The sequence below is a fragment of the Rhodovibrio sodomensis genome, from assembly GCF_016583645.1.
In the GTDB taxonomy this organism is placed as follows: Bacteria; Pseudomonadota; Alphaproteobacteria; order Kiloniellales; family Rhodovibrionaceae; genus Rhodovibrio; species Rhodovibrio sodomensis.
Genome location: NZ_NRRL01000282.1, coordinates 1 through 818, shown reverse-complemented (window position 1 = coordinate 818; position 818 = coordinate 1). Strand labels below are relative to the sequence as shown.

General features: G+C 63.3%; 1 pseudogene. It reads right to left on the bottom strand.

The annotated features are described in order from the left end of the window. Positions 1 to 55 precede the first annotated feature (55 nt). Positions 56 to 667, bottom strand: a pseudogene (locus CKO28_RS27765) (SUMF1/EgtB/PvdO family nonheme iron enzyme); the annotation flags it as partial. Between the last annotated feature and the right edge of the window lie 151 nt (positions 668 to 818).

The window sequence follows — 818 nt, the reverse complement described above, 5'->3', positions numbered from 1 at the left end:
TCGACACAATCCCCATAGACCTGCCTCGCTGCCCGCGGGTCCGTTCAATCCACGTTCACGAGCGGTCCGGCAAAAGCCGTCTCGCCCTGGCAAACTGCCGTTCCCGGACCCTCGAGAACGCTCCAGATTCGTCGACGGCGTATACAGGGTTAATCTGGACGAAGTCCCACGCGTAGTTCCGCGACATGTTGTCGACGCACCACTCTCCGAGGTTACCGGCCATGTCCAAGCAGCCGACGCCCGAGACACCTTGCGGGTAGGCGTCGACATGCGTCCCGCCCCGGTTAAGTTCCTCTGGCTCACAGCCTTCCGCGTAATGCGCATGTCGGTCGGTTGGAGTGGTCTCGCCCCACGGGAAGGTGCGCTCGCCCAAGCCGGCGGCGTACTCCCACTGGGCCTCGGTCGGCAGGGTTTTGCCGACGTAGCGCGCGTAGGCGTAGGCTTCCCACCAGCACACACCCGTCACCGGCATGTCGGGCGCGTTCCATTTCTCGTGCCACCAGTACAGCGGCACCTCGACGCCTTTGTGCTGGATGAACTGCCAACCGGCCTCGGTCCAATACCGGGGGTCCTGATAGCCGCCGTCCTTGACGAACTGCGCGAACTCGGCGTTCGTCACAGGGTACTTGTCGATCCAGAACGCATTCAGGGCGACGCGCCGAACGGGTCGCTCGTTCTTGAACCGGTCGCTTGTAGCGCGTCAAGCAGCGTGACCGGTTGAGCGACAAGGTCGTAGCCGGTGCGGGTCGATGATGTTGAGGGCTTAGCTTTCGGTGTCGTCACCTCCTTCTCGGTTGTTGTCGCTGGGGTTGTCGCCG